The 24,816-nt window shown below is 38.3% G+C and carries 21 protein-coding genes and 2 pseudogenes; 4 read left to right on the top strand and 19 right to left on the bottom strand.

Going from position 1 to position 24,816, the window contains the following annotated elements; genetic code table 11:
• Positions 1-6: 6 nt before the first annotated feature.
• Positions 7-1,557, top strand: a complete 1,551-nt coding sequence (locus tag M1F56_RS02635) for a ClC family H(+)/Cl(-) exchange transporter (RefSeq protein WP_247916772.1) — start codon at positions 7-9, stop codon at positions 1,555-1,557.
• Positions 1,558-2,359: 802 nt separating this feature from the next.
• On the opposite strand, the pseudogene M1F56_RS02630 reads toward M1F56_RS02635, so the two are convergent.
• Together M1F56_RS02630 and M1F56_RS02625 are read right to left on the bottom strand one after the other, a co-directional pair.
• A pseudogene (locus M1F56_RS02630) lies at positions 2,360-2,760 on the bottom strand (transposase); the annotation flags it as partial.
• Between the two features lie 473 nt (positions 2,761-3,233).
• On the bottom strand, positions 3,234-4,247 hold the full coding sequence (locus tag M1F56_RS02625) for a hypothetical protein (protein ID WP_247916771.1): 1,014 nt from the start codon (positions 4,245-4,247) through the stop codon (positions 3,234-3,236).
• A gap of 259 nt (positions 4,248-4,506) precedes the next feature.
• On the opposite strand from M1F56_RS02625, the gene M1F56_RS02620 reads away from it, so the two are divergent.
• The 3 genes from M1F56_RS02620 to xerS all read left to right on the top strand — a co-directional run bounded on the left by M1F56_RS02620 (position 4,507) and on the right by xerS (position 8,070).
• Positions 4,507-5,013, top strand: a complete 507-nt coding sequence (locus M1F56_RS02620) for a restriction endonuclease subunit S (RefSeq protein WP_247916770.1) — start codon at positions 4,507-4,509, stop codon at positions 5,011-5,013.
• 596 nt (positions 5,014-5,609) lie between these two features.
• A complete protein-coding gene (locus M1F56_RS02615) occupies positions 5,610-6,695 on the top strand; it encodes a zinc-ribbon domain-containing protein (protein ID WP_247916769.1) in 1,086 nt (361 codons plus the stop codon).
• A 304-nt stretch (positions 6,696-6,999) separates the two neighbouring features.
• Complete coding sequence (xerS, locus tag M1F56_RS02610; RefSeq protein ID WP_247916768.1) at positions 7,000-8,070, top strand: tyrosine recombinase XerS; 1,071 nt, start codon at positions 7,000-7,002, stop codon at positions 8,068-8,070.
• A 74-nt stretch (positions 8,071-8,144) separates the two neighbouring features.
• Here the strand turns inward: xerS and M1F56_RS02605 are convergent, their stop codons facing one another.
• The 17 genes and pseudogenes from M1F56_RS02605 to M1F56_RS02525 all read right to left on the bottom strand — a co-directional run bounded on the left by M1F56_RS02605 (position 8,145) and on the right by M1F56_RS02525 (position 24,673).
• A complete protein-coding gene (locus M1F56_RS02605) occupies positions 8,145-9,134 on the bottom strand; it encodes a lipoate--protein ligase (protein ID WP_247916767.1) in 990 nt (329 codons plus the stop codon).
• Positions 9,135-9,325: 191 nt separating this feature from the next.
• The gene (lpdA, locus tag M1F56_RS02600) at positions 9,326-11,032 is read right to left on the bottom strand and encodes a dihydrolipoyl dehydrogenase (RefSeq protein WP_247916766.1); all 1,707 of its coding nucleotides are present in this window, start codon (positions 11,030-11,032) and stop codon (positions 9,326-9,328) included.
• Positions 11,033-11,076: 44 nt separating this feature from the next.
• Complete coding sequence (locus tag M1F56_RS02595; protein WP_247916765.1) at positions 11,077-12,120, bottom strand: dihydrolipoamide acetyltransferase; 1,044 nt, start codon at positions 12,118-12,120, stop codon at positions 11,077-11,079.
• A gap of 337 nt (positions 12,121-12,457) precedes the next feature.
• Positions 12,458-13,450 (bottom strand): alpha-ketoacid dehydrogenase subunit beta, encoded by a 993-nt coding sequence (locus tag M1F56_RS02590; protein ID WP_000448705.1) that lies wholly within the window; start codon positions 13,448-13,450, stop codon positions 12,458-12,460.
• A gap of 15 nt (positions 13,451-13,465) precedes the next feature.
• Positions 13,466-14,434, bottom strand: a complete 969-nt coding sequence (locus tag M1F56_RS02585; RefSeq protein WP_247916764.1) for a thiamine pyrophosphate-dependent dehydrogenase E1 component subunit alpha — start codon at positions 14,432-14,434, stop codon at positions 13,466-13,468.
• A gap of 178 nt (positions 14,435-14,612) precedes the next feature.
• Positions 14,613-15,953, bottom strand: a complete 1,341-nt coding sequence (locus tag M1F56_RS02580) for an MATE family efflux transporter (RefSeq protein ID WP_247916763.1) — start codon at positions 15,951-15,953, stop codon at positions 14,613-14,615.
• 41 nt (positions 15,954-15,994) lie between these two features.
• Positions 15,995-17,263, bottom strand: a complete 1,269-nt coding sequence (locus M1F56_RS02575) for a dihydroorotase (protein ID WP_247916762.1) — start codon at positions 17,261-17,263, stop codon at positions 15,995-15,997.
• 12 nt (positions 17,264-17,275) lie between these two features.
• Positions 17,276-17,740, bottom strand: coding sequence for an NUDIX hydrolase (locus tag M1F56_RS02570; RefSeq protein ID WP_001135768.1), 465 nt, complete (start codon positions 17,738-17,740; stop codon positions 17,276-17,278).
• Positions 17,741-17,749: 9 nt separating this feature from the next.
• Positions 17,750-18,403, bottom strand: coding sequence for a uracil-DNA glycosylase (locus M1F56_RS02565; protein ID WP_247916761.1), 654 nt, complete (start codon positions 18,401-18,403; stop codon positions 17,750-17,752).
• A 137-nt stretch (positions 18,404-18,540) separates the two neighbouring features.
• Positions 18,541-19,188 carry a hypothetical protein gene (locus M1F56_RS02560; RefSeq protein ID WP_061598365.1) on the bottom strand — a complete coding sequence of 216 codons (648 nt, stop codon included), beginning with the start codon at positions 19,186-19,188 and terminating at the stop codon, positions 18,541-18,543.
• Between the two features lie 13 nt (positions 19,189-19,201).
• On the bottom strand, positions 19,202-19,915 hold the full coding sequence (locus M1F56_RS02555) for a YjjG family noncanonical pyrimidine nucleotidase (protein WP_247916760.1): 714 nt from the start codon (positions 19,913-19,915) through the stop codon (positions 19,202-19,204).
• A 39-nt stretch (positions 19,916-19,954) separates the two neighbouring features.
• A pseudogene (locus tag M1F56_RS09735) lies at positions 19,955-20,497 on the bottom strand (hypothetical protein).
• Positions 20,498-20,585: 88 nt separating this feature from the next.
• Positions 20,586-21,089 (bottom strand): hypothetical protein, encoded by a 504-nt coding sequence (locus tag M1F56_RS02545; RefSeq protein ID WP_247916758.1) that lies wholly within the window; start codon positions 21,087-21,089, stop codon positions 20,586-20,588.
• Positions 21,090-21,372: 283 nt separating this feature from the next.
• Complete coding sequence (locus tag M1F56_RS02540) at positions 21,373-21,915, bottom strand: ClbS/DfsB family four-helix bundle protein (protein WP_247916757.1); 543 nt, start codon at positions 21,913-21,915, stop codon at positions 21,373-21,375.
• A gap of 125 nt (positions 21,916-22,040) precedes the next feature.
• On the bottom strand, positions 22,041-22,955 hold the full coding sequence (locus tag M1F56_RS02535) for a peptidase (RefSeq protein WP_247916756.1): 915 nt from the start codon (positions 22,953-22,955) through the stop codon (positions 22,041-22,043).
• 184 nt (positions 22,956-23,139) lie between these two features.
• Positions 23,140-23,976, bottom strand: a complete 837-nt coding sequence (locus tag M1F56_RS02530) for an AraC family transcriptional regulator (RefSeq protein WP_247916755.1) — start codon at positions 23,974-23,976, stop codon at positions 23,140-23,142.
• A gap of 202 nt (positions 23,977-24,178) precedes the next feature.
• Positions 24,179-24,673, bottom strand: coding sequence for a YkgJ family cysteine cluster protein (locus M1F56_RS02525; protein ID WP_247916754.1), 495 nt, complete (start codon positions 24,671-24,673; stop codon positions 24,179-24,181).
• Positions 24,674-24,816: the final 143 nt, after the last annotated feature.

Here is a 24,816-nt window from a genome sequence, read left to right as displayed (position 1 = left end):
ATGATTATGGAAGAACAGTCAGAAATACTCCGATCCAAGAAAGAATTTGCCTTTGCTTCAAGTACCATATTATCCCAAGTTGGGCGAGGACTTATCGTCGGGCTAGTTGTCGGGCTAATCGTTGGTTCTTTTCGTTTCTTAATTGAAAAGGGCTTCCACCTGATACAAGGACTCTATCAAGGTCAAGCGCACCTAGTCCGCAATCTTTTTATCATTGGTCTATTTTATCTAATTGTTAGCTGGCTCAGTGCGAAATTGACTCGATCGGAAAAAGATATCAAGGGTTCAGGAATTCCTCAAGTCGAAGCCGAATTAAAAGGACTCATGACTCTTAACTGGTGGAGTGTCCTCTGGAAAAAGTATATTCTAGGGATTCTTGCTATTGCCAGTGGCCTTATGCTAGGTAGAGAAGGGCCAAGTATTCAACTTGGAGCAGTTGGTGGTAAAGGCATTGCCAAGTGGCTCAAATCTAGCCCAGTAGAGGAACGTTCCTTGATTGCCAGTGGTGCTGCAGCAGGATTAGCAGCTGCCTTTAATGCACCAATCGCAGGTCTTCTCTTTGTTATAGAAGAAGTTTACCACCATTTTTCACGCTTTTTTTGGGTCTCAACTTTAGCAGCTAGTCTCGTAGCAAACTTTATTTCTCTGCTCATATTTGGCCTAACCCCCGTACTGGATATGCCAGATAACATCCCTCTCATGACCCTAGACCAGTATTGGATATACCTCCTTATGGGAGTTTTTCTCGGGCTTTCTGGTTTTCTCTATGAGAAAGCTGTACTCAATGTTGGTCGAATTTATGACTGGATTGGTCAAAAAATCCATTTGGATAAAGCTTATTATCCAATCCTAGCCTTTATCCTTATCATACCAGTCGGGATTTTCTTGCCACAAATTCTTGGTGGTGGAAATCAGCTTGTTCTTTCCCTAACTGAGCAAAATTTTAGTTTTCAAGTTCTATTAGCTTACTTTTTGATTCGCTTTGTTTGGAGCATGATTAGCTATGGAAGTGGCCTCCCAGGAGGAATCTTCCTTCCCATTCTGGCGCTTGGGTCCTTACTTGGTGCCCTAGTTGGTGTCATTTGTGTCAATCTTGGGCTTGTCAGTCAGGAACAATTCCCTATATTTGTCATTCTGGGAATGAGTGGCTACTTTGGGGCAATTTCCAAGGCTCCCTTAACTGCCATGATCCTCGTAACTGAGATGGTTGGAGATATTCGCAACCTCATGCCACTTGGATTGGTAACCTTGGTTGCTTACATCGTCATGGATCTACTCAAAGGGGCGCCAGTCTATGAGGCCATGCTAGAAAAAATGCTGCCAGAAGAAGCAACAGACGAAGGAGAAGTTACCCTAATTGAAATCCCTGTATCAGATAAAATCGCTGGAAAACAGGTTCACGAACTCAACTTGCCACATAACGTACTCATCACCACCCAAGTCCATAATGGCAAAAGCCAAACAGTTAACGGCTCAACTAGAATGTATCTGGGTGATATGATTCACCTAGTGATTCCAAAAAGTGAAATTGGAAAAGTCAAAGATTTGTTGTTGTAGTATTTTGCATAACATAAATTATGTAAAATACTTTCTTAATGTATTTAGAAAACCGATTCTCAGAAATGAGATCGATTATTTTTCACTGATAAGATATTTCACATACAAGTAATTGAACTTTTATACCATGTACCATAATTAAGTTAGAAATGATAAAGCTAGAAAGGAGTTTACTGTACTTAATCTACGCAGTAAGATTAAAAATCATGAAAAAGAAAATGATAGCAATTATACAATGTATTTTGTACCCCATGGCTCCCTATATAGCTCTTCAATTGTGTAAAATAAACAAAAGTCTCGTTGATAACACTCTCTTTACTATTTTCCTTATTCTGCTGACCATTTCATTCTGGTTTAGTATTTGGAAACTAGAAAGAGTACTAGATAATGATTCACGGTAGAAACTTTAAAGACTTAGCTCTGTATTTCATAGATCTGAGTCTTTTTTCTATTTTAAAAACTAAAAGTTTATGTACAATTGACTTAACAAGAGCTAAACCATTGATACAACTGAATTAGAAGCATAAAGTACATTCTTTAAGGAGTGTACTTTATTTTTGTTTTGTACATTATTTTAGAGTGTTATTTTGTATGTTTTATAGTTTATCATAATATCAAGTTTGAGAAATTGATTTGTACATTTTTTACTCTAATAGGTGCAGAAGAAGTGGTGGTTTAATTGTACATTTTTTGCTGCTCATTTAAGGTCTTATTGATAGTAAGATATAGATTTTTACTCGTGGTGCTAGTTAATCTCAAAGTATCTCAGATTATAAGTCAGTACAATTTGCTCCATTCTCAACTACAATCTTGTTAAGCCTCTAGCTAGTGTTTGTTCGACATCAAAAAAAGCACAAATGATTATGTTGTTTAGCTCTTGCCATATTTTGACGTAAAGGCGTCCAAAGATGGTAACCTTTCTGTTTCAACTGTTCTCTGAGTTCATAGCTAAGATAAGCTAAATCAGCTAAAACATATGGTTGAGAACAATTTTCTAGTAAGTCATCTGTCGGCTAGTTCATTAAAAACATGTGCTCTATGGTTACGGACTGGTTGACAAAGTGATAAGGGGAAGCTATCTATGATGACAATGTTATTGGGAGAAATTTGAGTATTTATGGCTTGCCGAATAATTTGGACTAACCAAATCAACTGCCTTGACCGTCGATTAAACCGACTTCTTTCAAGGAGAAACCCACAAGGATTCTTGTTTAGAAGCACCGAATCAATCAAGAAGGATCACCCAGAGGTTCCAGCATTTGAAGAATATGACGAGCTACTTGAAGCAATCAAAAAATCCCTATAAAGGGATTTTTTTATACCTATAATACCTTGTGCAAAATAGTCGTATATATCAAAATCAGAGTCACGTTACCTACTATTAGACCAAAAGTCGCAAGCAAGGTCTTTGCTGTACCCGGCTTAAAATCTGCACTAATCAAATATGGCCAAAAGCATACCATTGGGAGAATGGCTATTAACACGCATACATAGGTAGGAAAGCTTGTCCAAAGAAAGCGTGTCGTCTCTAACCAGTGACCCCATGAAGGTATCACTATTTTGCTTATAGTGAAAAGTATGCATATAAGGTGGACCACTAGAAGATAAATAGCATACTTTGTCTTACTTAGTACTTTTTTCTTTTTCATTTTGCCTAATTATCCCTGCAAATTCTTCTATCGCTCTGCTGCAATATTAGAACTAAAATTAAAATTAACTATATCATTATTAGAATCAAGGTCTAAATTCATAAAATAATGATTCCAAAAGAATTCATTGTTACCTGCTCCCCACTGCACGCCATAATGACCCAAATATTCATCTCTTGGCTCGCTTGGAGTCAGCCATATTTTTTTCCCAAATACTTTCGTGAACTCGTTTTCGTCAAGCTTCTTTAGCAAATCTATACCATCTATATTATATGAAATTTCATATTTTTTGGCAACAGCTGTGCACTCAGAATCGAAGCAAACCTGCGTAACTACACAGTCCTTCAGCTCCGTACTCTTCCTCTTATCTCCGTAAACACCTATACATCCGAGAACTACATTCTTCTTTACAAGAAGATAGGTAGATCGCGTAACTGCTGAGTCATATGACTTAAAGCCGTTTGGTACGCTAACCCCAGCTCCTTGGTATTTAGTATAGCTTCCCGTTGTCAAAAGCTCGTTATAATTAGGATAATCATGTCTACCATTTGACACATAAATTTCAAACCCCTTGTCTATCAAATCCGAAATCTTAGTCTCTGTAAGATGAATTTCAGTTCCGTCAATTTTAAGTGGAGGTGCGTTATCAGGTAGACCTATAATTATATATACAAACATCAAAAACACGAATATCATAAGCACTGCAACGATACCCATCCAAGATTTCCCGGTTCTCCTTTGTGCATTGAAAAGCGACATTATAGAAGGCGTGATTATAGCAGCACCAATTGGCGCCGCCCCATGACGGAACATGCTCATGACCTTAAAGGCAATTACAGCGCTAATTAGTATTAAAATTATGTGCACTGCATACTCTCCTACGCTTAGCTTACTCGTCCTAGTCTGATTATTTGCTGGGGCATCGTACACTGGAACACCGTTCTCAAAGGTGTTCTTCATTCTAAAACGCAGCCAAAACAATATTCCAATAAACACAAATGCCAAGAACACTAGCATTCCGATAAAAACAAATTTTTCCATCTGTAACCTTTTCTCTAACCTAATTATCGTCCATCAAAATTCATATCTAGTCTACCACATTTTGAAATTGTTTTACAATATTTACATACTTGTGCACGAATCAAAAATGTATACAAGCTTTTCAGAGTATTTATTCTTTACACCTCTTTTCCGCTATGTTAAAATTGTATTAAGTTTAATACTTGTTTTATTCTAAACGTGCGCATCATTTTAGCGCAAAAATCAAATTTAATTCCGTTGTTTCTGTAGTTAACTTTTTTTGATATCATACCTACCTACTAAGAAGAAGATAAATGCGAATATTGTTACTTTTAACGGTGAATTCCCATATGTTGCTAGAGGAGAAGGTGAAAATGGAATCAGAGGATATATTGATTTTGATGAAAAATTTTTAAATCCCTCCAATACTATTTCTTTCGGTCAAGATACTGTAACTATGTATTATCAACCAAATGCCTACTTTACAGGAGATAAGATTCAAATATTTAAGTTAAATAAAAAATATGGGAAATTAACAGAAAATATTGCTTTGTATTTAATTAGTTCGATGAAAAAAGCTTTTACAAATTTTTCTTGGGGTCAATCTTCTTTTGCTCTTGATGTTATTTCAAATATTGATATTGAACTTCCAGTGACAAAAAGTGGTACTATTGATTTTGAATACATGGAAAAATATATTCAAGTAATAAAGAAACAGCTTATTGAGGACGTTGTTGAATATAAAAATGAATACATCAGCAAGAGCAAATCAACTGTTTTTAAATAAGGTTATATGGTATCTTTTTGGTAGCTAAACAGACAAAAGGAACATTTTTTCTCAAAAATACAAGAAGAGAATGTTGATTTATCAGCATTCTTTTTTATTTCAGATACTTTATCGGAATTACATACAGATAGAAATCTTTTTAAGCAATTTATTCCAACTCTTGTAAAAAGTAATATGATTGATAGCTTATCCGACATCTTAGTAAGATGGCAGTGTTTTAAGTGTCATGGTCAATATGACTGTTGTGTTGTTAAAAGGCATCTTGAAGAATGCCCTTATTGTGATGATAAGTTGATGTTAAAAGGGTATAATACTTTACAAGAAACTCATCCTTATTTAGAGAAATTTTGGGATAAAAGTAATGATAAATCTATTTCTGAATACTGGTATAAGTCTTCTGAATGTATAAATTGGAAATGCCCTTGTTGCCATGTCAGTTTTTATTACAGTCCTATTGAAATGATTTCAAGAACCGACTTAGAGAATAGTAATTTTGAAACATGTCCCAACAACTGTGATTGGGATACACTTGTTTTTAACAATTATATACTCTACAATTTCCATAATTACAGGAAGAATGGAGCGATAAAAATGGATTGCCTGTTCATTTAGCATTGAGTCACATTGAAACAAAAAAATATTGGTGGAATTGCTCCGTTTGTAGAGGTGAATACTTGTGTTCAATTCCAATTAGAAGAGAAGTGCCTAATACTTGTCCATATTGCAATAACGAACAAGCATTAAAAGGCTATAATACAATTCCAGATATTTATCCTGAATTATGTGATTATTGGAGTAGCAAGAACTTAATAAAAACTGATGAGGTGACGAGATCGGTTGAAGCTGAGAATAAAATATTTACTTGGATTTGTGATTGTTGCAATTTAGAATTTCAGGAAAGATTAGGGATTGTTTTAGAGGCATTTACAAAAAATAATTCTAGTAAACTTAACTCTATATGCCCTTACTACAATAAAAAACTCCCTAAACCAAATGAAACAGTAAACTATGTTAAGCCGTACTTAATCAATGAATGGGTGAAAGAACTTAACGGAGATATTTACACTTTCTTTTATGATTCAAATACATTAGTTGATTGGAATTGCCGAAAATGTCACAGGAATTTTAAAGCGAAAATTTCTGAACGCCACGAAAACGACCAATGTTGTCCGTATTGTTCATTTAAGAAGACTGCAAAGGGTTATAACGATCTAGAAACAACACATCCTTGGTTAATTAAAGAATGGTCTACATTAAATAAACAAGAAATGTCTTCAGTAAGGGCTAATTCAACATATACCGCATGGTGGAAATGTCCTGTATGTACTGGAGAATATCAGCAAGTCATTAAAGAAAAATTTTACAGAGATAATTCTTGTCCATATTGTAGAAATCAAAAAGTTTTAAAAGGGTTTAACGACTTAGCAACAACACAACAAAGTCTAATGAATGAGTGGGATTATGTAAATAACCTCCTAATAGCAAATCCAACTGAAATCACAGAGTTGAGTAATATGTCTGTATGGTGGATATGTCAAGAAAATCCAGATCATCGTTATAAAATTCAAGTTAAAGAAAGAATGACGTACAGAAAGCGAAATAAAAAGGCATGTTCAATTTGCAAAGGATACAGAAGAAAGCAAGAACATTTTGTACAGTTTAAAAAAGATATAAAAAAATAAGAACACTTTATATTATTTAAAGTGTTCTTATTTTGTCAAAATGTACATTTGAAAAGTTTTTAGCTTTCACTTAAATAAAGTACGTTTCATAGTAGATGAAGAGCTTTTAAAAATTTCAGTATTCACTTAAATAAAGTACATAATTGAGGATAATTAGCTATAAAAAAATTTTTGGTTACTTATCTAAAACAAAACAGTCCTATATATCCCCTATGATATCTTTCCGAAAAACTATAATTTTCTTGAAAAATATATGAGTCTATGCTATACTACTTACTAGTAGACTTAATTATGGAGAAAATACATGAAACGTGAGATTTTACTGGAACGAATCGACAAACTAAAACAAATCATGCCCTGGTATGTTCTGGAATACTACCAATCTAAGCTTGCTGTGCCCTACAGTTTTATAACTCTGTACGAATACCTCAAGGAATACGATCGTTTTTTCAGCTGGGTTTTAGAGTCTGGGATTTCAAATGCTGATACAATTGCTGATATTCCTTTATTGGTCTTGGAAAATATGTCAAAGAAAGATATGGAATCCTTTATTCTTTATCTACGAGAACGACCTTTGCTGAATGCCAATACAACCAAACAAGGTGTCTCTCAGACAACAATCAATCGAACCTTATCGGCACTTTCTAGTCTTTACAAGTATCTGACCGAGGAAGTTGAAAATGACCAAGGCGAACCCTATTTTTATCGTAATGTAATGAAGAAAGTTTCAACCAAGAAAAAGAAAGAAACCCTTGCTGCCAGAGCTGAAAACATCAAGCAAAAACTCTTTCTAGGTGATGAAACAGAAGGTTTTCTAACCTATATCGACCAGGAGTATCCACAACAGCTCTCAAATCGTGCTCTCTCATCATTTAATAAAAATAAAGAACGTGATTTAGCCATTATTGCCCTTCTCTTGGCTTCTGGTGTCCGCCTGTCTGAAGCAGTTAATATGGATCTGAGAGATCTCAATCTCAAAATGATGGTGATTGATGTCACTCGAAAAGGGGGTAAACGTGACTCGGTCAATGTTGCTGCCTTTGCTAAGCCATACCTAGAGAATTATCTCGCCATTCGAAATCAACGCTATAAGACGGAAAAAACAGATACAGCCCTTTTTTTGACACTCTACCGAGGTGTTCCTAATCGTATTGATGCTTCTAGTGTTGAAAAAATGGTTGCTAAGTATTCTGAGGACTTCAAAGTGCGTGTTACTCCCCACAAACTGCGCCATACGCTAGCAACCAGGCTCTATGATGCTACTAAATCGCAAGTTTTAGTCAGTCACCAACTAGGACATGCCAGCACACAAGTCACCGACCTCTATACCCATATCGTTAATGATGAACAAAAGAATGCTTTGGATAGTTTATAAATATTACATAATTATAATTATGTGTGCTAAATCACAAAAAAAGAAGTTGCTTAAATATGCAACTTCTTTTCCTTTTATCCCACTACCGCTTCAGCGATTTCTTCTCGGCTAATACCAGCAAAGTAGCGTGTAATGTCAATAGTTTCTAGAGCCTTGAGGACATCTTCGCGTTCGTATTTCACTCCACGAAGGACATCTTCTACAGCTGCAACGTCTTCAATACCAAAGAAGTCACCATAAATCTTGATGTCTTGGATTTTTGATTCGAGAACATCAGCAAAGACTTCGACTTTACCACTAGTGAATTTGGTTCCACGACGGACGTTAAATTCAGGTGATTTACCGTAGTTCCAGTCCCAAGTTCCAAACTTGGTATCCTTGATGCGGTTGATTTCAGCCAATTCTTCCTCAGAAAAAACGTATTCTGTCATTTCTGGATACTCTTTTTTCATGTATTCCAATAGCAAATCACGAAATTCTTCAACTGTGATTTTTTCTGGCAATTCATTGACAATATTGGTTACACGAGCACGGACAGATTTCACACCTTTTGACTCAAATTTGTCCTTTGAAACCTTGAGGGCGTTAGCAAGGACTGACAAATCAACGTCAAAGAGCAGGCAACCGTGGTGCATGATACGCCCATTAATATAAGCTTGGGCATTACCACAGAATTTTTTGCCATCAATCTCAAGGTCATTACGGCCTGTGAACTCAGCTTTAACGCCTAGTTGAGCCAAGGTATTGATAACTGGAGTTGAGAAGCTCTTGAAGTCAAAGGCCTTGTTTTCATCTTCTTTTGAAATGATGGTGTAGTTGAGGTTATTTAAATCGTGATAAACAGCTCCACCACCACTGATACGGCGGACTACCTCAATACCATTTTCGCGAACATAATCACGGTTGATTTCTTCGATAGTATTCTGGTGACGCCCAACAATGATAGATGGTTTATTAATCCAAAGAAGGAAGATTTGATCCTCATCAAGTAGGTGTTTAAAGGCATATTCTTCCAAGGCGATATTAAAAGCAGTGTCATTTGAATGATTGATAATATATTTCATAGTATTTCCAAAAATTTAGTTTTTAAATTCTGTTCATAGCAATCCAATTTTCTAAAGTGGTAAAAAGAAATGTAACGATAACACGTCACATTTCTCGGAAAAATTGAGACAAGAGGCTCAATTTTTAGGCATGGAACTCTAATAGAGGTCACTGCCGTCCGTACTACTTTAAGAAAATTTAGTTGAAAATCTTATTTATTTTTCTTAGGTGAATGGATAGCCATTCCTAGAACATCTGCGAATGCTTCGTACATCACTTCAGAGTAGGTTGGGTGTCCGTGGATGGTTTTAAGCATTTCTTCAACAGTAATTTCCATCTCGATGATGCTTGATGCCTCATTGATCAATTCTGCAGCTGCAGGACCAATGATGTGCACACCTAGGATTTCTCCGTATTTCTTATCAGCGATAACTTTTACGAAACCTTGAGCTGCATCCGATGCAATAGCACGTCCGTTGGCAGCAAAGTTGAATTTACCGATGGCTACATCGTATTTCTCACGAGCTTGTTCTTCAGTCAGACCTACTGCTGCTACTTCAGGAAGAGTGTAGATGGCTGCAGGAGTCAAGTTCAGTTTGGCAACAGCATGGTTTCCTTTAAGGGCATTTTCAGCAGCAACTTCACCCATGCGGAAGGCCGCGTGCGCCAACATCTTAGTACCATTGATATCACCTGGTGCGTAGATACCTGGAACAGAAGTTTCCATGTATTCGTTGACCTTGATACGTCCACGATCCAATTCAAACTCAACATCGCCAATACCTTCAAGATCTGGAACACGACCGATTGAAAGAAGGGCTTTATTTGCAATGATATCGTTTTTTCCTTCAACCTTGATACGAAGTTGACCATTTTCCTCAATGATTTCTTGCAGTTTTGTACCTGTCAAGATGGTCATTCCTTTACGCTCAAGGATCAAGCGAAGGTTCTTAGAAACTTCAGCATCCATAGCTGGAACGATACGGTCCATCATTTCGATAACAGTTACTTTTGAACCAAATGTCATGAAGGCTTGACCCAGTTCGATACCGACAACTCCACCACCGATGATAACAAGGCTTTCTGGAACTTCGTTCATTTCAAGAATGTCGTCGCTAGTCATCACGAGTGAAGATTCCATACCAGGAACGTTGATCTTGCTGACTTTTGAACCACCAGCAAGGATGATTTTCTTGGTTTCAAGCAATTCCGAACCATTTACCAATACATTCTTGTCTTTAGTGATGGTACCAATTCCTTTATGAACAGTAACTCCGTAACTACGAAGAAGACCTGCAACTCCACCAACCAAAGTATTAACAACCTTAGACTTGGTTTCAAGGAGTTTGTCCATATCTACAGTGAAGTTTGGATTTTCGATGACGATACCACGGTTTGCTGCATGACCGATATTTTCGATGATTTCAGCATTGTGAAGGTAGGTCTTCGTTGGGATACAGCCACGGTTCAAACACGTTCCACCGAGTTCAGATTTCTCAACAAGGGCAACCTTCCCACCGAGTTGGGCAGCTTTAATGGCTGCAACATAACCAGCAGGACCTCCACCAATCACAACGATATCAAAGGCATCATCGCTCTTACCATCGTCGTTTGAGGCACTAGCTGCAGGTGCAGGTTTTGATTCTGGCGCAGCTGCGCCAGCTGTTGGGATGTTTTCCCCTTCTTCTCCAAGGTAACCGATAACTTCAGTTACTGGAACAGTTTCACCATCTCCTTTAAGGATGGCAATCAAGTATCCATCTTCTTCGGCTTCCAATTCCATGCTGACTTTATCAGTCATGATTTCCAAAAGGATTTCTCCTTCTTTTACAAATTCACCGACTTTTTTATTCCATTGGACGATTTGTCCTTCTGTCATATCCACGCCGGCTTTTGGCATAATTACTTCTAAGGCCATGTCTTACTTCCTTTATTTAAATCTCTAAAAAAACAATAGCTGACTTAAACCAACATTGAGATTGGATTCTCAATCAAGGCTTTCAAGTCTTTCATAAACTTAGCACCAGCCATACCATCTACAACACGGTGGTCAATAGTTAAACCAAGACTCATGATTGGGCGAATGACAATCTCACCATTGACAACTATAGGTTTCTCAACTGTTGAGCTAACCCCGAGGATAGCTGAGTTTGGTTGGTTAATAATCGGACCAAAGGACTGAACGCCAAACATTCCCAAGTTACTGATTGTGAAGGTTGAATTTTGCAGTTCGCTTGGAGCCAATTTACCATCCAAGGTACGACCAATTACATCCTTAAAGGCAACAACCAACTCTGACAAGCTCATTTTTTCAGCATTGTAAACAACTGGTGTCATCAATCCATTATCCATTCCAACTGCCATAGCAAGGTTGACATAATTATGAGTGATAATAGTCTTGCCGTCTTCTGTCAATGAAGCGTTGATGTAAGGATGTTTCATCAATGTCTTAACAACAGCTAGTGAAAGAAGATCAGTAACCGTAATTTTCTTACCAGTTGCTTCCATGATTGGTTCAAGAACCTTCTTACGAAGAGCCAACATTTCTGACATATCGACATCATAGTTGAGTGTGAAGGTTGGCGCAGTTAGGTAGGATTCAACCATACGTTGGGCGATAACCTTACGCATTGGTGTCATTGGAATACGCTCAATCTCACCATAAGGAGTGATAGTATCTGGAACTTCTTCCGCTTTTTCAATTTGAGCAGGAGACTTGATGGTGTCGTTTTCGATATTTTCAGGAAGTAAGGCCAAAACATCCTTCTTCATGATCTTACCACGATGACCCGTTCCTTGGATTTCCTGCCAAGCAATGTTATGTTCGAGGGCAATTCGTTTTGCAAGTGGCGAAATGCGAACCACGTTTGTGTCTTTATAAGTTTCCACGTCTTCTTTGTGGACACGACCGTTTGCACCTGAGCCAGAAACATCGTAGAGATTGATCCCTAAATCATCCGCTAACTTTCTAGCTGCAGGAGTCGCTCTTAGCTTGTCATCAGCCATGACCTCTCCAATTCTAATTATGATACTAAGGGCGTAAAAAGCGACTGAAAAATAGGAAATCTACGCAGACTTTGATGAAGCCAAGGAGATTTATCTTTTTTCCGAGCTTTTAGCCCGTGTTTAACTCTACAAGTAACTTGGACACGAAACATGTCTCAAGTTACTACGGTTGTCGCTATTAGGCGACCAACCTAGTAGACTTACTAAGTTTTTTATCGAATATTATTGATTCGTCAAAAAACTGTCACAACTTTACAAATAAGTTAGATACAAAACATATCTTAAGTTACTAAAGTTAAAAACCTCTAAAATATTACATAATTTAATTTATGCAAGATTATTCTTTGTTATAAGTTTTTCGGATTGCATCTTTGATGCTTTCAACGGTTGGAATCATAGCATTTTCTAGATTTTGTGCGTAAGGCATTGGCACATCTTCTCCTGCACAACGGCGGATTGGTGCATCTAGATAGTCAAATGCTTCTGACTCTGAAATAATTGCTGAAATCTCTCCGATATAGCCACTTGTTTTGTGGGCGTCGTTGACCAGAACAACCTTACCAGTCTTCTTAACTGAGTTAATGATGACATCCTTATCAAGCGGTACAAGGGTACGTGGGTCCACAATTTCAACCGAAATTCCTTCTTCTGCCAATTCTTCAGCTGCTTGAACCACACGGCGAAGCATTTTACCGTAAGTAACAACTGTTACATCCGTTCCTTCGCGTTTAATTTCGCCAACTCCAAGTGGGATTGTGTAGTCTGGATCAACTGGCACTTCCCCTTTTTGGTTAAATTCTGACTTGTACTCAAGAATGATAACAGGGTTATTATCACGGATAGAAGATTTTAGAAGTCCTTTCATGTCAGCAGGTGTACCTGGTGCTACAACCTTAAGTCCAGGAATGTGAGTGAACCAAGACTCTAAAGATTGCGAGTGCTGGGCTGCAGAACCGACACCGTTACCAGCTGCACATCGAACTGTCATTGGAACCTGACCTTTACCACCAAACATATAACGTGTTTTAGCAGCTTGGTTGACGATATTGTCCATGGCTATAACCGAGAAGTCCATAAAGGTCATATCAACGATTGGGCGAAGTCCTGTCATAGCTGCTCCCGCTGCTGCTCCAGAGATGGCAGCTTCAGAAATCGGACAGTCACGGATACGTTCTGGACCAAATTCTTCGAGCATTCCAACAGAAGTTCCGAAGTCTCCTCCGAAGACACCGACGTCTTCTCCCATCAAGAATACATTTTCATCGCGACGCATTTCCTCAGACATAGCAAGGATAATGGTGTCACGGAAGGACATTGTTTTTGTTTCCATTTTATCTCTTTCTCCTTAGTCTGCGTAAATATCTTCAAATGCCGATTCTAGTGGTGGGAATGGGCTTTCTTCTGCAAATTTAACAGAGGCTTCTACTGCTTCCTTGACTTGTGCTTGAATTTCTTCCAATTCTTCTGCACTTGCAATATTGTTTTCAATGAGGTATTTGCGAAGATTTTCGATTGGGTCTTTTTGTTTCCACATTTCCACTTCTTCACGGGTACGATATTTACCAGGGTCAGATGATGAGTGGCCAAGCCATCGATAAGTTACACTTTCAATCAAGACTGGGCCATTGCCACCACGAACATGGTCTACGGCTTTCTTAAATCCTTCATAGACGTCGATGACATTGTTTCCATCTTCGATGAACATTCCAGGAATTCCGTATGCAGCACTACGTTGATGAATGTGCTCTACATTGGTCATTTTCTTGATATCCGCAGAGATCCCATAACCGTTGTTAATGCAGTAGAAAATAACTGGGAGTTTCCAAATAGAAGCCATGTTCACTGCTTCGTGGAAAACACCTTCGTTGGTCGCACCATCTCCAAAGAAGCAGACGACGATTTTATCAGTATGTTGCATTTGCTGACTAAGGGCTGCGCCAACAGCGATTCCCATACCACCACCAACGATACCATTGGCACCGAGGTTACCAGCATCAAGGTCGGCAATGTGCATAGATCCACCTTTACCTTTACAAGTTCCAGTGTATTTGCCAAGGATTTCAGCCATCATTCCGTTGAGGTCAATTCCTTTGGCAATAGCTTGTCCGTGACCACGGTGGTTTGAGGTAATTAGATCATCTGGATTGAGAGCCAACATAGCACCCACGTTAGCTGCCTCTTCTCCAACAGAAAAGTGCGTCATTCCTGGCACTTTCCCTTTCTTTACTAATTGCGCAATTTTTAAGTCCATACGACGGATTTCTTCCATCTTACGGAACATCTCTAGCAAAAGATTTTTATCTAAAGTTGACATCTTCTTGCCTTTCTAACTTTGTACTTACTCTACTATTTTACCGTTTTTAGAAAACACTGTCAAAGTATATGACCGATAAAATTTCACAAGGTAAAAAAATAAATCCCCGTTTTAACAGGGATTCTCTCCAGTTAGATCATTTTTTCACAAAGTTATTTTTCGGGATATTTTCCAAAAATTAGCCCAATCTTTTCATTATGGATTTCAAACGCCATTGATACAAACAACCAGAAACAATCAAGCTGGCAATTAACCCAATCCAGTAGGCATATGCTCCTAAGTCAGTTGCCTGATCTAGTAGATATCCTAGAGGTATCGCTACTCCCCAATACCCGATTAAGCCAAGATAGAAAGGAACGATAGTGTCCTTATAGCCTCTTAGAATCCCCTGGAGCGGTGCCGCAAAGCTATCTGCTAACTGGAAGAAGAGACTGTAAGTCAGAAATACAGCAGTTGTTTCAATGAACTGAGAGTCATTCCCATATAGACTTGCTACACGATCTCTAAAAATGTAGAGAGAGGACAGGGTAAGACCAGCAAAAATAAGGGCTGTTATTCTCCCCAGACGTGCATAGATTTTTGCATCCTCAAAACGTTTAGCCCCCACCTCGTAAGACACAACAATCGCCATAGCAGAGGAAATACTCATAGGAAAAGCATACATGAGGCTGGAAAAGTTCATAGCTGACTGGTGACTGGCGATGATGAGCGATGAAAACTTAGCCATGATTAGTCCAACCACGGAGAAAATGGCTACTTCAGCAAATACGGTTCCCCCGATTGGTAGACCTAATCGAACACCTTCCTTGATTTTATCTATATTTAGTGGAATGCGTTTTTCAAGATGTAACGCTTTTAACCTTTCTTGTTTGAACAAAACAAGAATAGAAATCCCCAATAAAACCCAATAGGCTAGCGAAGTTCCTAGCCCTGCTCCTGCACCACCAAGCTCAGGAAAACCGAATACTCCATATATCAAGAGATAGTTAAAACCACTATTGAGCGGAAGTAATAGGAGCATCAGATACATCGATAGTTTGGTCAAACCAAGAGAATCTAACAATGACCGAATGACACTAAAAAGCAACAAGGGAATAATCCCGATAGAAAGGTACCAAAGATAAGAAACTGCAACTGCCGCCACTTGAGTTTCTAGTCCGATATGGTTTAAGACAGGCGGCGCTAAGAATACTACCATGCCAAGCAAGACCAAAGACAGTCCGAAAGCTAAGTAGATGAATTGATAAAAGTCAGATGCCGCTTCTTCCTTTTTGCCCCGTCCCAGATGATGGCCTATGATGGGAACCACGGCCGAAACAATCCCTGTTAAAAAAGTAAAGAAAGGATTCCATAGACTCGTTGCAGTTGATACTCCTGCCAAGTCCATGGTATTGTACTGCCCAGTCATGGTTGTATCAACAAAAGAGGCAGAATAATTGGCAAACTGATAAATCAGGATAGGAAAAAATATCTTAAGAAATAAGACAAACTTATCTTTAAATTGATGGGTTGAATACATATACGCTCTCTATTCTTATAATTTATAGAGCAGAATCCCATCTAGTTTTGATAGACGATTTGTCCCTTACAGATAGTATATTTAACCTGCCCTTTTAAAGTTTCCCCGATAAATGGAGAATTAGCTGATTTTGAAGCGAAGTTTGGACCAACAGTCCGATCAGCCTTGTCATCAAAGATAGTGATGTCCGCTGGACCATTTTCAGCTAAGTAGCCTGCTTCAAAGTTGTAAAGCTTGGCTGGATTAACAGTCATTTTTTCTAGCAATTCCATTAAGCTTAGCTCACCAGCTTCCACCAAATAAGTCAATCCAAGAGAAAGAGAGGTTTCTAAACCAGTCATACCAGATGGCGCTTTGGTGATATCTTCTACATTTTTCTCATCTGCATGGTGAGGCGCGTGGTCTGTCGCAATCACAGTGATGACGCCTGACTTGAGGCCCTCGATAACGGCACGGCGGTCTGACTCCAAACGAAGCGGAGGATTCATTTTGGCGTTGCTACCTTGAGTTAAAAGAAGAGTTTCTGTCTTAGAAAAATGTTGTGGTGCCACTTCTGCTGTGACTTGCGCTCCCAAACCTTGAGCGAATTCCACTACCTTGACACTTTCTTCCTTAGACAAATGTTGGATGTGAACATGGGCCTTGGTTGCATAGGCAATCATGACATCACGCGCAATCATAGCGTATTCTGCTACCCCTGTCGCTCCACAGATCTTGAAGTGGTCTTTAGCGATGTTTTCATTAAACCCAAGAATACCGTTTAAGTCGGGATCTTCCTCGTGTAGACAAACAAAGGTACCAAGTTTTTTAGCAGTTTCCAAGGCTTCTTTGAGAACTTTGCTGCTTTCAAGCGGGATACCATCATCAGAGAAACCAACCGCACCAGCTTCTAAAAGCGCCTTAAAGTCAGTCAAGTCTTTACCATTAAAGTTCTTGGTAATAGTTGCAACCGTTTTGACGTTAATCTTTTCCTTGGCAGCAGACTGGAGAACTTCTTGCAAAGTCTCCACGGTTGAGATGGTTGGATTGGTATTAGCCATCATGACAACCGTTGTAAAACCACCTGCAGCAGCTGCTAGGGCACCAGTATGGATATCTTCCTTGTGGGTCTGACCAGGTTCACGGAAATGGACATGAATATCCACTAGTCCAGGTGCAACCACAAGACCTGTAGCATCAAGCACCTCTGCTCCTTCTTTCTTGATTTCAGACGCAATTTTGACAATTTTCCCATCTTGGACCAAAACATCACACACTTGATCCAAACCAGACTTGGGATCCATTACACGACCGTTTTTGATTAATAACATCTGCTTTCTCCTTTATTCATAGAAATCAACTTGAGTATCCAACAATTTATCCCCATCATAAACAAACTTGGCTGAAAAGAAGGGTTTATCTTCTAAAAGCCACTCAACAAAGGTGTGGTCACCCTCCCAAGTTGGCTTGCTCAAAACTTCATCATAGGGAACCCATTCTAGCGTCCCCTCATTGCAGTCAATCAAGTCACCCTCAAACTCTGTCACCTTAAAAACATAGGTGTACCAGTCTAAATCTGGCGTGAATTCTGGAAAAGTGATGACTCCTTTTAGAACTGGCTTGGCTTTGAGGCCGGTCTCTTCGAGGATTTCACGCGCTGCGCACTCCTGAGGAGTCTCACCTCGTTCTAGCTTACCACCCACACCAATCCATTTGCCTTCATGGACATCATTCGGCTTCTTATTGCGATGCAGCATGAGCAGTTCTTTTCCGTTATCAATATAGCAAATCGTCGCTAACTGAGGCATATTCTCTCCTTATCTAAGCCAATCAATTGGCACTTGTCCTGTCTCTTTTAAAAATGCATTAGCCTTAGAAAAAGGCTTGGAACCCCAAAATCCTCTGAAAACAGATAAAGGACTGGGATGAGCTGATTCGATAATCAAGTGGTGTGGATTGGTAACCAAGGCCTTCTTCTTGCGTGCATAAGCGCCCCAGAGTACAAAGACTACAGGTCTGTCTAGATTATTGACAACCCGAATCACAGCATCTGTAAAAGGCTCCCATATCTGTCCAGCATGACCATTGGCCTGCCCAGCAGGAACGGTCATGCAAGCATTGAGAAGTAAGACTCCTTGTTCAGCCCAAGCAGTTAAATCATGGGATTTCTTAACGCCGATGTCATCTGACAATTCTTTCAAGATATTTTGCAAGGACGGTGGCGCTGGAATAGCATCGGGTACAGAAAAACTCAAACCCTGCGCTTGACCTGGCCCGTGATAGGGGTCTTGCCCTAGAATCACCACCTTAACCTCTTCCAGATGAGTAGTCAAGAGAGCCTGAAAAACCTTTTCCTTAGGTGGATAAACAGTTCCCTGAGCATAGACCTGATCCATAAACTGATTGATTTTCCCGAAATAACCCTCAGGTAATTGCTCCTTAATCAAAGCATGCCAAGATGAGTGTTGCATCGCCAACTCCTTCGTTTTTACTGCTTCTATTATAGCAAAAAGTGGCTATCTAAACCACTTTTTACAGTTTATCTAAAGATTTAATAAATCGACTATATATACGATTTGAATACGTGAATACGGTTTATAAAGAATGGCTATTTTTTATAATTACTTTTTAAATCCTTAAGCATTTGACTACCTCTTTCGAAGATCATCTTTTCTGAAATATTTTTAAACATATTAAAATCCATTTCAGAAAAAGGAGTTTCTTTAGAAACTTGCCATATGGTCTTTAAATAGTTTTTCTCTAAAAAGTCGTCGAAATTAGAAAACATTCGAAAATACAATTCATTCTCTTGGTGTAAAATTGCTCTTTTTAAAGGGTAATACTCTTTAATATTATTAACTTTTTGTTTGTAGGCATATTTTGCTACATGATCTAGGTATATATCAAAAAAGTCATGCGGAAAATCTCCCATACAACCATTACGATTCATATTGAGGCTATATTTTCGATTAGTAACATAATTCGGAAATATGTTTCCTATTACTCTAAGATTATCTATTTGAGAATCCCTTTTCCCAATATAATCTCCGTCTTTAACTAACGATGGGGAGTTCCAAGTAAAAATTAAATCTCCGGAGAAATTTTCTTTATCAAAAAACTTAAAAAGAGATTGATAAATACTATTTGCTAATCGACAATTGTCAGATATAAATTCATAATTCACAGCTTCATTAAAATCAACTTCAGAAATTTTAATGTACTCTTCGATAGTAATATTGGCATTTTTTTTAGTCATTAGAGCGTCTCCTTTAAAATGTGATCTTTTTAAGAGTATTTATATCTAAACAATCCAGCAAGTCTTGGTAAGAATGAGCTTCATAAGTCGGCTGGGCTTGTGTATTATTTTCCAGATGATGGGGATTGTACCAGATAGTATCAATACCAGCATTATTTCCACCTTGGATGTCAGCTGTCAGGGAATCTCCAATCATCAGCGTCTTTTCTTTGCTAAATTCTGCAATCTGCTGACCGATTTTTTCATAGAATAGTGCATCAGGCTTTTGTGTTTGCAGTTGCTCGGAGATAAAGACTTGGTTGAAATAGGGAGCCAGACCTGATTGAGCCAAACGTCCTGTCTGAATGGCAGTAATCCCATTTGTCGCAGCGTATAGCTCATAATCTCTCTCGATGAGGCTGTCCAAGAGTTCATGAGCACCCGAAAGAGTTTGCCCCTGTTGGGCTAAGTAAAATTGATAACGCTGGGCAAGAAAACTACCTTCTTTCTCCAGTCCAAAATGAGCAAATAAACGAGAAAAGCGCGTGTTAACCAGTTCTTGTTTACTGATTTTCTTTTGCTCCAAGTCCTTCCAGAGAGCCTTGTTCATAGGAACATAATAGTCTTTATAGGCTTGAATATCCGCAACCCCTTCTTCTTTTAAAAGTTGCGTCAAAGCCACATCCTCAGCAGTATCAAAATCAAGCAAGGTGTGGTCGAGGTCGAAGAGTAGAAATTTGTAGGGCAATTTGATTTTTCCTTTCTATGTGAGAACAAGTTACTAGTATTAATTAGGGAAATATTCTTTTCCCAACTGCCATAAATACTGATCAATCTCTTTAAGATTAAATTCTTCTAATCCGTAGTATTCTCTAAAAGTAATAATTATATTTTTAAATTTTTGATAATCTTTTAGGTCTGAATTCTTAAATTTAGAGAATTTATCTGTTTTTCTAAAGTATTTCAATACCTTTTCTACATAGCTATCATAAATAGGGTATTCTTTAGGATTATGATGGGAACAGTATTTGGTAGAAAAAGAATAGAACTTTCTAGTTACCCCATTGATCGTAACATTTTGAATTTCATTGACTAAAGTTACATCACCTTGTCTCAACCTCTCGTCAATTTTAAGATTCAGAATATGCTCTGCAACTGGATAAACTGAAAAAATATTGGTAAAAGCTCAAAAAATAATTTATCTAAAGCATCTTCTTGCAACTGATAATTTTTAAGATTTTTCCACGTTTTCAAGTATTTTCCTACTTCAATGGCTGACGGTTTAGATATAACAATATCTGATTTCTGTCTTCTTATAGTTAATTTGTATACTTACCTCACTTAAAGTAGTTGTTAAAATAATTGATAGATTTATTATAGCATATTACAAAACGAATGGGTAAGCTCTTTATTCGTCTCTATCCCAACTCCTTGGCTATTTTGCTTTTTTCAAGTTTTCCCTTGGTAATTCGTTTCCATAAAACAAGAAGATTCAGACTATAGGATAAGCGTACGAGGAAATAATTAACCCATTCGATAAGGGCAAAAAGCTGTATTAGTGTGGCTATAATAGCCACTTGGAAACTCTGTGTATTCCAGACAATAAAAGGAAAGCCTGAAATAAGTAAAACAAGGTCTAGTATTCTGAAACCAACATATAGTTTGGGCACACTTCCACTTCCGAACTGGGGATTCGACAGTCTTCTAATCAAAATTGCCCAATAGATTGAACCTTGAAGCAAAATAAATGTCAGTAAAGACAAAGGATAGAGAATAGTGACTAGACTCTTCCAATCACCAAGTCGATTTTTCAAAAGGAAAAAACACAACCAAAAGGATAGGACGGCTGTAAGCTCTCCCAAACAGAGGGACATCAACTCTTTTCTAACTTTCTCTTTTCGTATGTTCATCATCTCACCCATCTATGTATCATCTATATCAGAAAAAAGCCATTCGATACATTTTCTAGTCAACATTTCTCAGAATCAAGGCATTCTAAGCATCGAAAACCCTAATTCCTTTAATATCATTGCAATTCTAGGTTTAGAATTGCATTAAAATAAATGTTTTAGACCTATTCTAAGTCTATGATAGCCTTAAATTTTAATTTTTGAAGGATTTTAAAGCTAGAAGAGCTCAAAAATCACGAGAACTAAGCTATTCGAAGTTTAGAAGAACCTTTGGTGAATTTCAATAGCACTTCAACTAGCTATTCTTACAATTTTTCTGATGAGCTTTGAGTTTTTTCAGAGCCCAATCATAGTGGCTGGAAGTGGCACTCACAAAGTAGGAACCTAGACTTGTCCCTCCCGTCCATTTATAGATACCTTTGGTAAAGAGTTTGTCATTGCTGAAGCCTTCTATCAACTCTAAAACCTCTCTATGTGATTGCGTCAAGAGTCTAGTTGCTTCTTCTAATGTCGTTTTCTGGTGCTTCTTCCAAATAGCGACATTCATTTCCCCATAAGTTTTCCAATTATAAGGCTCAGGTAGAAAAGGTCTTTCATGACCCTTTTGATTAGAATGTACCCAGGTTAAAAGTAACTGATGCCATTCATAGAGATGGATCAGGACATCCCGTAAATTTTTATCTCTTTTCCAGTGAGCTTCTTTTTTCTTTTGGTCTTCTGAAAAATCAAAAGGAGTCTGTAGCTCCTCTTCACTTAACTGAGAAATTAGGAGATTAAGTTTTTCATAGTTTTCCTTAGAGGCTAACACTAGCTCCTCTTTTGTTTTTGGCCTAGGCATAGGAGTTTTCCCTTCATTTTGAACTAGAATAAGCTATTTTCTTACTTCATTATACCATAATCAAAAAGCAGTTCTTCGTTTTACGAAAAACCGCTTTTACGAACCATTTTTTATGCTTATAGTCACTACTTTACATATAAATCTTTAAAGAGACCATCTACTTCTGCTATCTGACAGAGCAAGCGGGATAGTTCTTGGTAGTCTTCTTTTAAACACGAAAGGTGAGCTTGGCCAAATAGAGTAGCCAATTCCTCTTTTAATCTTGCCCCTTCTGGATCATGATCTTTTAAGAACTTACTGAGATAGAGATTTCGAACAGCCGCAAGTTTGAAGCTGAAATACTGATGCAATTGTTTTTGCTCGGTATTTAAGCCGTTTTCAGCAACTGCTTTTGCATAGCATTTCAAAACACCGTTTTGACCATTCAGATATCGGGACTTTATAATCTTTGCTGTTTCCTGATAGATTTCAGTCTGACTAGGACTCTTGACCTTCTTAAAATTTCCCCACATGGAGTATGCTCCGCGCTTATAGTCAATAGCCTCTGCCTTCCATGCTTCTAGTATGTCATTAAAAGCAACCTTCATACAGGCAAAACCAGCTGGATCGTGCAAATAGAGATACTGATCATCAATGCCATACACGGTTACGAAGTGATCCACACCATAAAGGATTGTGTGATTAGGATTGTAGGTCAGATGGCCCATATCAAGAGGTCCCAGTACAACAGGACCGTTGGACAGAAAGGTTTCTAACTTTCTTTTAATTTCTTCCAAATCTGCTTCTGCTCCATTCTTTAGATAGAAATCCTCATAGTCAAACCCTAGTATTTTTAAGGAATGGGAGATGGAAAGATCTGGCATTCCATTATCAAAGAATACTAGAGGGTGCTGGTCATCTTCCTTTACGATACTAGCGCCATTTCCCATCACCATGATTGCCTCTAGAAAGTCTGCTTTAAAGTCATAGCCATAGCCATCCAGTGCCATTGCCAATGAATAGCTATAGCAAAGCGACACATCTCCAAAATACATCTGCATATTCATGCCTCCTTATCTTCTATGGGACTATTATACCAAGAAAACTATTCGCATGCCCCATAAAATCCAAACAAAAATTATGGTATGTTTGATTTATAGACATGAATTTCCACAATAAAAAGCTCTGTAAAAGCTATCTTCTACAGAGTTCGATTTGCATTTTTATAAATTGTCAGAAAATGATCTAGTTCATAATCACTGGTATCCAGAGTTCCATTTGATAGTCAGGTGACGACATATCACCTTCGGTATAGACTTCGAAGTCTGGTGAGCCTGAGTGGCGATAGCCTGTTTCAGGGAAAAAGACCTCCAAGACATATTTCCAAGCATTGTGAATGCTAGCTGGTATAGGGCCTTTGACTGGGACGATAGCATATTCAGCGGCTGGGACATCTTTGATGGACAGACCAAGTTCTTCTGCTTTCGCTTTATCCGTCACATCATAAGTAGCCATGTAGTTGATGATTTCACCTTCTTTGACATCCGAACAGATGCCGAAGGATTGGCCACTGCCTAGATTCTCTAGGCTTTCCAAGCTGTGATTGTTATAGAGATTCTCCCAAGCAGACGGGCACTGGCTATTGTCAATAGCTTCCAATAGGACGCCTGCCACAGTAAAAGAAGGTTTCTTTTGAATCTTGATATCCATGTTCTTTCCTCCTGTAATCTTTAAGGATAATTGAAGTCTAGGAAAAACCCGATAAGGTTTTCCATTTCGAACTTCTGAGGGTGTTGCCCCATGGAATTTCTTGAATGCTGCGCTGAAGGAATCCGCAGATTCGTAGCCGTACTTCATTGCTATGTCAATGATTTTGTCAGAGCTTTCCCGCAAGTCTGTCACAGCTTCTGATAGCCTGCGATTGCGCAAGTATTCTGCTAATGTCATATCTGCCAGGATAGAAAATAGCCTGCTAAAGAGAGCATAAGAATAGCCCGATAGCTGCTGAAATCTTTTCATATCCACTTTTCCAGTCAGTTGCTGCTCCAAATAATCCATAGTTTGATTGAATTGATGCATCATATTCTTCTTTTCTTACCTCCATAAGATACAAAGGTCGTTAAAAGCAAAGTGAAAATGGGAAAATTAACGCTGGTTATTCTGATTCTAGGCAATTTTTTCTTTTTCGCATAGCTTTTAGGCCGTGTTCAATGCGATCTATATTCTAACAAATACAAGATACTTCCACCCTAGAATCTTTGTACAAGATTTAAAGGTGTAAATTCTATAACTTATCTTTTAATTTCTCAACAAAGAGATAGGCTGCAGGGCAGGTCAAGGTATTCTTAATCGTCAAATGATTAATTTGATGGATCTTTTTCCGGTCTGTATGGGGAAATTCACGACAGGCCTTGGGACGAACATCATAGATAGAGCAGAGATTGTCTCCTCCTAGAAAGGGGCAGGGCATGGATTTGAAAACCTTGTCCCCATCTTCATCTATCTGCAGAAACTCCTCTTCAAAAGCTGGCAGCTTCATCTTGAAATACTTGGCAATGCGGACAATGTCGGCTTCCTTAAAGTCTGGTCCCAAAGTCTTGCAACAGTTAGCACAGGCAGTACAATCAATCTCAGCAAAGACTTCTTGGTGAATCTGCTGAGCAATCTTATCTAAGTTCTTAGGAGGTTTTTTCTTTAGATTAGCTAAAACTTTGCGATGTTCCTTCTGCTTTTGCAAGGCTAGCTGGTGGTAATACTCAATATCAATTTCTTTAGACATAATTGCTTTCTAATACAAGTGTTTTTGTCTATTATACCATAAACTCTGCTCCCATTTTGCCCCCTGAATCATAACCACCCGTCTAACGGGTGGTTTGCACCAGGGCTATAAGCCCAAATCACCAGCCAGCGCCTAAAGACGCT

It is taken from the genome of Streptococcus oralis, from assembly GCF_023109005.1.
GTDB lineage: Bacteria > Bacillota > Bacilli > Lactobacillales > Streptococcaceae > Streptococcus > Streptococcus oralis_BU.
This window is presented reverse-complemented; position numbering and strand designations above follow the sequence as displayed.